This is a genomic window from Salinispora sp. H7-4 (genome assembly GCF_013416675.1).
Lineage (GTDB): Bacteria > Actinomycetota > Actinomycetes > Mycobacteriales > Micromonosporaceae > Micromonospora > Micromonospora vitiensis.
Genome location: NZ_JABZED010000053.1, coordinates 252 through 7,618 on the forward strand (window position 1 = coordinate 252; position 7,367 = coordinate 7,618).

Below are 7,367 nucleotides of genomic sequence, written 5' to 3' on the forward strand. Positions count from 1 at the left end.
ATCACCACCATCGCTGCAGCCCTACGCCACAACAGCCGAAACCCATACCGGCCACTCCAACTACTCGGACTCGACTGAAACGGCCATATCGTCACCTTGCCGGAACCCTGCGGCGTCGGCGGGGGCGGTCATGAACGGCGGGGACAGCACGGTGTCGGCGATGCGGTCGTAGACCGCGGGTTGGAAGCGTCGGTCTCCGTCCGGGCCGAGCGGATCGAGCAGGACCCGGGTCAGCGCGTCGTGGTCGTGGGCATCGAAGTAGCAGCCTTCGGCCGAGTACTCGCCTCGTGGATAGCGCTGTGCCCGGGGAAAGACGAAGTCGTCGATCGTCGCGCGGATGACAGCGCGGCCCTGGTCGCGCAGGACCGCGGCCAGTTCATCGGCGAGAGTGGTCTTGCCGGCAGCCGGCGGTCCGTCGACAGCTACCCGCGTGGGGTGTGCGGGTGTGACGGACCCGACCGCCTCAGCCAGGCAGCCGAGCAATTCGTCCCGGGTGCCATACTCCATAGTGTTCTCTGTCCTACTCTCGCAACGGTAGACCCGCCGGACCAACCTTGTGTCCCACATCCGCCACTCTCGCACGTCGCTCTCCGAGTGAACGGCCGCTGGGGCGGCCTAACTGGCGGACCTCCAGGACGCCAGCGGTGAGCCGTGGACGGCCGAAGAGCGTGCGTGGTACGCGCCGACGAGGGCTGGGCCCGCTCGTCACCTACTTGAACTGGATGATCTGCAGGTAATTGCCATCTGGGTCGCTGAACGTTCCGAACCGCCCGGAGGGACGGTCGGCCACAGGGGAAAGCCATTCCACACCGGCAGCTCGTAGCTGCGCCTCCACGGCATCGAAGTCATCCACATGAAAGTTGAGGATCATACGTCCGGGCTCATGGTTCTTGGTGTCGACGTCATCGCGGTTTTCGATTACCAGGAGGAAGCCGCCGAGGTTGATCGGTCCTTCACCGTTGTATTCTGGGGCGAGTGTCTTGCGGTACCACTCCTTGAGCTTATCTGGCTGGGTGGTACCGAGCAGAATGCTACCGAGCTTCGACGTGATCATTGTGTATCTCCTTTGTCGTCTCGCCCTATGAAGGTGCTGTCATCACCAGATAGGAGGACTGTCGGCACCTTGCTGCGACGAGTCACTTCGCCAGCGGTTGTGACTGACGCTCGTCCGCGTCGTTCTGTACTGTCAACGGGGCATGATCATCGGGTCAGCTGGGTTCCTCTTCGGCCAATTCGGCTACTCGTTTGATAGTGGCCAGCCGCCGATCCCATTTCGCGGCGATAGCGGCCATCCACCGTACGGTCGCGTCCAATGCGGCCGGTTGAACGCCGTACCGCACCTCGCGGCCGACCCGACGCCCGGAGACCAGTCCGGCGGCGTCCAGAACAGCGAGGTGTTTGACCACTGCCTGCCGCGATACGGGCAGCTGTTTGGCAAGGTTCGTCGCGGTGACCTCGCCCTGTGCAGCCAACAGGTCGAGTAGATGTCGCCGGGTCGCGTCAGCTAGTGCCACGAGAACGCTCTCGACGACGTCGGATTCGCCACGACGTTCTGTCGTCACACAGATGCCTCAGCGCGCTTCTTGAACGCGGCGAAGACCTGGGGCCAACCCTTGTCGTTGTTCTTCAGGGCCTCGCTGCGCTGCTCCTCGGCGGCGGCCAGCGCAGCAAAGCCGCTCTCCACCACGCGGAGTCGGGTCTTGTCGCCCTCGGCGGACAGGGTGAACTCGACCAGGGTGCTGTTGTCCTCGCGTAGATCCTCGCCGGGGAACGCGCTCGCCCATCGGTACGCCACGTAGGTCGGACGCTGCACCTTCTCCACACGGATCGGAAAGTCGCCGTACTCCGGATTGCGAGCCGTCATGGACTCGCCCTCTTTGGCCACGGTTCCGGTAGTCGTCGCCTCGTCGGCTACCCAGAATCCAGGCTCGGCCACCAGCGACCAGACCCGTTCCATAGGTGCCGAGATCAAAATTTCCCGCTCGATCCGGTCTTCGCTCATCGGTGACTCCTGAACTCCGTCAGTGATTGTCACCACATAGTTGCACGTCACCCTAGGTAGCGCAACCAGTTGGTTGCGCAACATGCATCATCCCGCCACCCGGCACGCGTGCCAGATCGGCTCGGGTCTCGTGCTTCTGTTGTCGTGACATGATGTTTGTGTCCTTGGCCCCGCTTCACAGGGTTGACCTCGAATGAACTGAGGGAGCCTCGCGCAGGGAAGTAGGGTTCACCGTCGATCAGGTAGCGCTGGCCGGCCTCCGCAGCGGTGACGATCCCAGACCCGCGAAGCCGGCGTCCTGCCGTCGCGATAGTCCAACGAACGTAGTCGGGCGCCACCTTTCGTTCGTGGCGCCGCTCACTCGCGAGCCTGGTGAACCAGGATCGCCACCTGCACGCGGTTCGCGCAGTCCAGCTTCGCCATGATCCGGGAGACGTACACCTTCACCGTCGCCACGCTCAAGAACAGGTCGCCACTAATCTCAGCGTTCGACTTGCCCGCGGCCACCCCGTCGGCGACCTCCCGTTCCCGCTCGGTCAGGTGCACCAGCGCGGCCCGGGCGACAACCGCCTGGTCACGGTACTCGTCGTTGTCCGCCCCCTGGACCACGTAGTCGATCAGTCGCTCGACGACGGCCGGAGCGAGCATCGAATCCCCCGCCGCCACGGCACGCACCGAATCCTGGATCTGTCGCGGTGGCATATCCTTGAGCAGGAACCCATTGGCCCCCGCCCGCAGCGCCCGCAGGATGTGGTCGTCGGTGTGGAAAGTGGTCAGCACGATCACCGCTGGCGGGTCGTCGAGCGATCGCAGCGCCGCGGTGGCGGACAGTCCGTCCAGACCCGGCATCCGAATGTCCATCAGTACCACGTCCGGGCGTAGCCGCTGGGCGACAGCGACCGCATCGGCGCCGTCCGTCGCCTCTGCCACCACCTCGATGTCCTCGGCCGCGCTGAGCACCGCCGACAGCCCGACCCGAACCAGCGCGTCGTCGTCCACCACCAGCACCTTGATCATGCCGGCCACGGTAGCCACGCCTCCACCTGGAACACGACGCCCCCTTCCGGAACACGCCGCATGCCGTACGACAGTCGGCCACCAGCCAGCGCGACCCGCTCCGCCAGCCCGAGAAGACCGGAGTGGCTGCCGGGAACCGGCGTGCCACCCCGGCTGGCCAGGGCGTTGCGCAGCCGTACCCGGACCTCCCTCGCACCGGCGCGCTCCAGCAGAATCTCGACGGGCCGTCCGGGCGCGTGCTTGCGCGCATTCGTCAAGCCCTCCTGAACCAACCGATAGATCGTCCGGCCGACACGTTCGGATGGATCGCCGGTAGCTCGAAAATCGACGCAGATCTCGGTGCCGGCGGCCCGCGCCTCGGCGACGAGCCGGGCGAGATCGGCAAGTCCGGGCTGCGGGCGCAGTCCGTCGGTGTCGGTGCCGGCACGCAGCACGCCGAGGATCTCCCGGAGATCCTCGAGCGCCCGATGCGACTGCAACCGGATGCCCGTCACGGACTCCGCGACGCCGGACGGCAGATCGGAACGGACCTCCAGCGCACCGGCCTGCAGGCTCACCAGCGAGATACGGTGCGCCAGTACGTCGTGCATCTCCCCGGCGATCCGCTGCCGTTCCTGCACGCGCAACCGCTCGGCCCGCTCCCGCGCCTCGTTCTCCGCCCGCTCGGCCCGCTCGTACAACCCAACGATCGCCTCGTACCGGGCCCGGGTGGTGCTGCCCGCCGCCATCACGAGCGACATCAACGCCACGTAGAGGATATTGGCGTTGAAGGCGCTCAGCGCGGGAGCCGGAAGCAGTACCGAGTAGGGGACGTAGATCAACAGGCTGGCCCCGAACGTCACCGCCCTGGTGGACCAGTTGCGGAGCGCGCTTACCGTGTAGACGGCGATCAGCACCGCGACGATCACCAGATCGGTGACGGTGAGCAGCAGGGCGAGCACCACCGTGACGGCGACCGGATACCGCCGCCGGAACCACAGTGCGACGGTGCCGAGCACCGCCAGGCCAAATGCCGCGTTCAGCGCATCCCCGGTGAGCTGGCCACCTTGCTCAGCCGCACCGGCGATGGCCAGCGCGCCCAGCACCGATACCGCCATCAACGCGAGGTCGGCGAGGCGGTCCCGGACCGGAGTGGCCGGACGGAGAATGGTCACGACTGGACGAGCGGGCGCCAGAACTGATGCACACCCTCGTCCCGAATGACATAACCCATCTTCTCCAGCGCCGCGCTGAGGGCGTGGATCTCGCGGTGCGCCTTGTTCTTCAGCGCCGACTGCCGGGCCGCGAGCACGTCGTTGGCCACGGCCGGCAGTTCCGGGGTGGTGGCCGTCCAGGAACGGAAGAGGTCGGCGTACGGATCGTGGTCGTGCCAGGGGTAGCCGTGCCGGCGGAACCCCGCGGCGATCGCCGCCTGCGGCGCCTGGTGTCGGTCCCGGACCAGCTGGCACGACCGCTGGTCGAGGACCACGAGCTTCTTGCCGTCCAGGAACACCGCCGACACCCGGTCGCGGGCGAAGGTACGGGTGTCGTCGCCCTTCGTCACCCGCAGCTCGGTATCGCCGATCGTCACCCGCAGCGACTCACTCATCACGACAAACGCGGTCACCAACGCTAGCACCAACCAGATGGCGAGGTTCACGGCAACCTTCCAGGGCTTGTCGATCCCGCCAACGAGCCAAAAGATCGGCTTGAGCGGCAGTGCCCGCTCCCAGCTCAACATCCACCGAGCCAGCGGCGGAAGAGAGAGGCCGACCAGGAGCACCAACCCGGGCAGGCCCAGAAACAGGGCGAGCCGGTCGGACAGGGGAGCCATCAGAACCGTCTGTCCACCGCCACTACCGGGACTGGCACGAGGACCGTCACGGAACTCGACGGCAGGCACCTGCCGCGCCGAGTGGACCGAGTTGCCTTGCCCGGACTTACTCCACCCGTTGGGACCAACAGCCGCCACGCCGCTTCGAGCGGTATCGGTCAACTCACATATGGGCTTCGACGGAGTTAATGGCATGAGGCCCCCTTTCGGTTGGTTGGGAGGGGGCCTCGGCTTGGTGCGGTCGGGTTCAGAGGCTGACTGTCCAGGTATTGATGTAGCCGGTGTCGTTGATCCAGGCGTCGCGCACTCGTAGTCGCCAGGTGCCGTCGGCTGCCTCGGTGGACAGGTCGACTGTGTAGGTGTGCTTGACGTGGTCGTCGTTGTCGAAGAAGTTCCAGTTCTTCAGCCGGTAGGACGAGCCGTCTGGGGCGATCAGGTCGACTTCCACGTCGCCGCGGAAGGTGTGCCGGATGTCCACGGCGATGGTCGAGGTGGCCGAGGCGGTCCGGCCGCAGTTTGAGAAGGTGATCGCGCTGCTGACCAGTCCCAGGTCCGGGATCGCGACGTCGGTGTCGTTGGTGCCGGTGCAACCCGATGGCGGAGGCGAGGGTGGGGTTCCGTCATCGATGAAGAGCAGCTTGTTGGGTGACCCGCTGCCCGGGATGCCGACCAGGCCGCTGGTGGCGTTGTCTACTAGCGTGTCGCTGACCTGCTGTGGCGTGTATGAGGGGTTCTCGCCGAGTATCAGTGCGGCGGCGCCGGCCACGTGCGGCGAGGCCATCGACGTGCCGCTCATCGCCCACGTGGCGGTGTCGCTGCTGGCCCACGCCGAGGTGATCGATGAGCCTGGAGCGAAGATGTCCAGGCAACTACCGTAGTTCGAAAACACGAACCGTTGGTCGCTGCTGGTGGTCCAGCCGACGGTGATCGCCGCCGGAGTCCGGGCCGGGGAGTAGTTGCAGGCGTTGGCGCCGTCGTTGCCCGCCGCCACCACGTATGTCACACCAGAGTCGATGGAACCGGTGACCGCGTTGTCGACGGCGCTGCTCACCAGTGGAAACCTAAGGCTCATGTTCGCCACGGCCGGTGCGACCGCGTTTGCGGTGACCCAGTCAACGCCGGCGATGACGCCTGCGATCGTGCCGCCGCCGTCGCAGTCGATCACCTTGACCGCGACCAGTGTGGTCGCCTTGGCCACGCCGTGCGCGGTGCCCCCGACGGTGCCGGCGACGTGCGTGCCGTGACCGTTGCAGTCGGTGTCGATACCGTCGATCGTGTTGGTGCCCCAGATTGCCCGCCCACCGAAGTCGGCGTGCGTCGTACGGATACCGGAGTCGAAGATGTATGCCGTCACGTCGCCGGCCGCGTTCGGGTACGTGTACGAGTCGTCTCGCGGCTGGTACCGCTGGTCGATGCGGTCCAGGCCCCAGGACGGCGGGGTCGGCTGGGTGCTGGCGATCGACACGGTGTGGTTTTGCTCGACGTAGGCCACCGCCGGGTCGGCGGCAACGCGGCCGGCCACTCGGGCGTTGAGCCGCATCTCACCACCGCGCAGGGCCGCAGTGTAGGACCGTGCCACGGTGCCACCGTGCTTGCCGCGGAGTCGGTCAAGTGACGCCCCGACCGCCGACCGGCTGACCTCGCTGTCCTTGAAGACCACAAGGTAGCTTCCCGCAATGGCGGTGGCACCGCCGGCGTTGCGGACTGCACCGACCGGCTCGGCAGCCTGGGCCGGGGCCGCGGTAGCCACCATAGCCAGCGCAGTTACCCCGACCAGGACTAACCTACGTGGGTTACCCATCTCCTACCTCCCTTGTAAACGAAAGTGGGCTATCCGTTCTGTTTGTGGCGGTCGAGTCGGTCAGGCATCGCTGATGATGATGTTGGCTGAGAGCCGCGCGTAGACGGCGCGGTAGCGACAGCGAATGATCCTTGTGGCACAGGCGGCCTTCCCGAAACGCCGACACCAAGGACAGCAAGCACATCCGTATATTCAAGATCTTGCTCTACCTGCTAACGCAAACCAGACAATTGGCAATTGTTTATCGGCCATGACTTCGCCACACCGAGTAATCGGCCATGCTCGATTGCACTGGCCTCGCTACGGGGAATGGCTTTGTGAGTCACCACGTGACTGTGGAACACACCGCAGTTCTCTGTCAGCCGGCTCGGCGTGGCCGCCCCAACATGCCACGGATCGGCCAACCGAGCGGGCCGCCCGGCCCGCCCATACTGTGATACTTCACCCCGATCGTGCCGTACGGCTGGAACGCCTCCTCCCGCAGCGCTCGGGCGATCTCCTCCGCCTCGTCGTATCGCGACGGGAACGCGGAACGCTGCACGGCCTGAGCAAGTTGACCGGCGGTGCTGCCCTCCATCCCAGGCTCCATCTGCTGGGCCACCTCGAAGAACTTGTTCGCCGCGTAGTCGACGTCGAGGCACTGGGCGGGCTGGCACCAGCCCTGGGAGGGGCGCTGCTGGAACACCCCGAGCGAGTCCCGGTCCCCGCAGTTCAGGTTGTTCATCCGGGACTCG

The 7,367-nt window shown here is 66.1% G+C and carries 7 protein-coding genes and 2 pseudogenes; all 9 read right to left on the bottom strand.

Going from position 1 to position 7,367, the window contains the following annotated elements:
• Positions 1 to 111: 111 nt before the first annotated feature.
• Positions 112 to 507 (bottom strand): annotated as a pseudogene (locus H0524_RS20835) (uridylate kinase); the annotation flags it as partial.
• Positions 508 to 709: 202 nt separating this feature from the next.
• The gene (locus H0524_RS20840; protein ID WP_180200160.1) at positions 710 to 1,054 is read right to left on the bottom strand and encodes a VOC family protein; all 345 of its coding nucleotides are present in this window, start codon (positions 1,052 to 1,054) and stop codon (positions 710 to 712) included.
• A 154-nt stretch (positions 1,055 to 1,208) separates the two neighbouring features.
• Positions 1,209 to 1,562 (bottom strand): helix-turn-helix transcriptional regulator, encoded by a 354-nt coding sequence (locus H0524_RS20845; protein ID WP_180200161.1) that lies wholly within the window; start codon positions 1,560 to 1,562, stop codon positions 1,209 to 1,211.
• Positions 1,559 to 2,002 carry an SRPBCC domain-containing protein gene (locus H0524_RS20850; RefSeq protein ID WP_180200162.1) on the bottom strand — a complete coding sequence of 148 codons (444 nt, stop codon included), beginning with the start codon at positions 2,000 to 2,002 and terminating at the stop codon, positions 1,559 to 1,561. The genes H0524_RS20845 and H0524_RS20850 overlap by 4 nt, the downstream gene beginning before the upstream one ends.
• A gap of 357 nt (positions 2,003 to 2,359) precedes the next feature.
• Entirely contained in the window at positions 2,360 to 3,028 is a 669-nt protein-coding gene (locus H0524_RS20855) for a response regulator transcription factor (protein ID WP_180200166.1), read from the bottom strand.
• The gene (locus H0524_RS20860; protein WP_180200163.1) at positions 3,016 to 4,173 is read right to left on the bottom strand and encodes a histidine kinase; all 1,158 of its coding nucleotides are present in this window, start codon (positions 4,171 to 4,173) and stop codon (positions 3,016 to 3,018) included. Before H0524_RS20860 ends, H0524_RS20855 begins: the two co-directional genes overlap by 13 nt.
• Positions 4,170 to 4,901: a hypothetical protein gene (locus H0524_RS20865; protein WP_180200164.1), complete on the bottom strand. Its 732-nt coding sequence runs from the start codon at positions 4,899 to 4,901 to the stop codon at positions 4,170 to 4,172. The genes H0524_RS20860 and H0524_RS20865 overlap by 4 nt, the downstream gene beginning before the upstream one ends.
• Positions 4,902 to 5,079: 178 nt before the next feature.
• Positions 5,080 to 6,633: a S8 family serine peptidase gene (locus H0524_RS20870; protein ID WP_180200165.1), complete on the bottom strand. Its 1,554-nt coding sequence runs from the start codon at positions 6,631 to 6,633 to the stop codon at positions 5,080 to 5,082.
• 391 nt (positions 6,634 to 7,024) lie between these two features.
• Positions 7,025 to 7,367, bottom strand: a pseudogene (locus tag H0524_RS20875) (hypothetical protein); the annotation flags it as partial.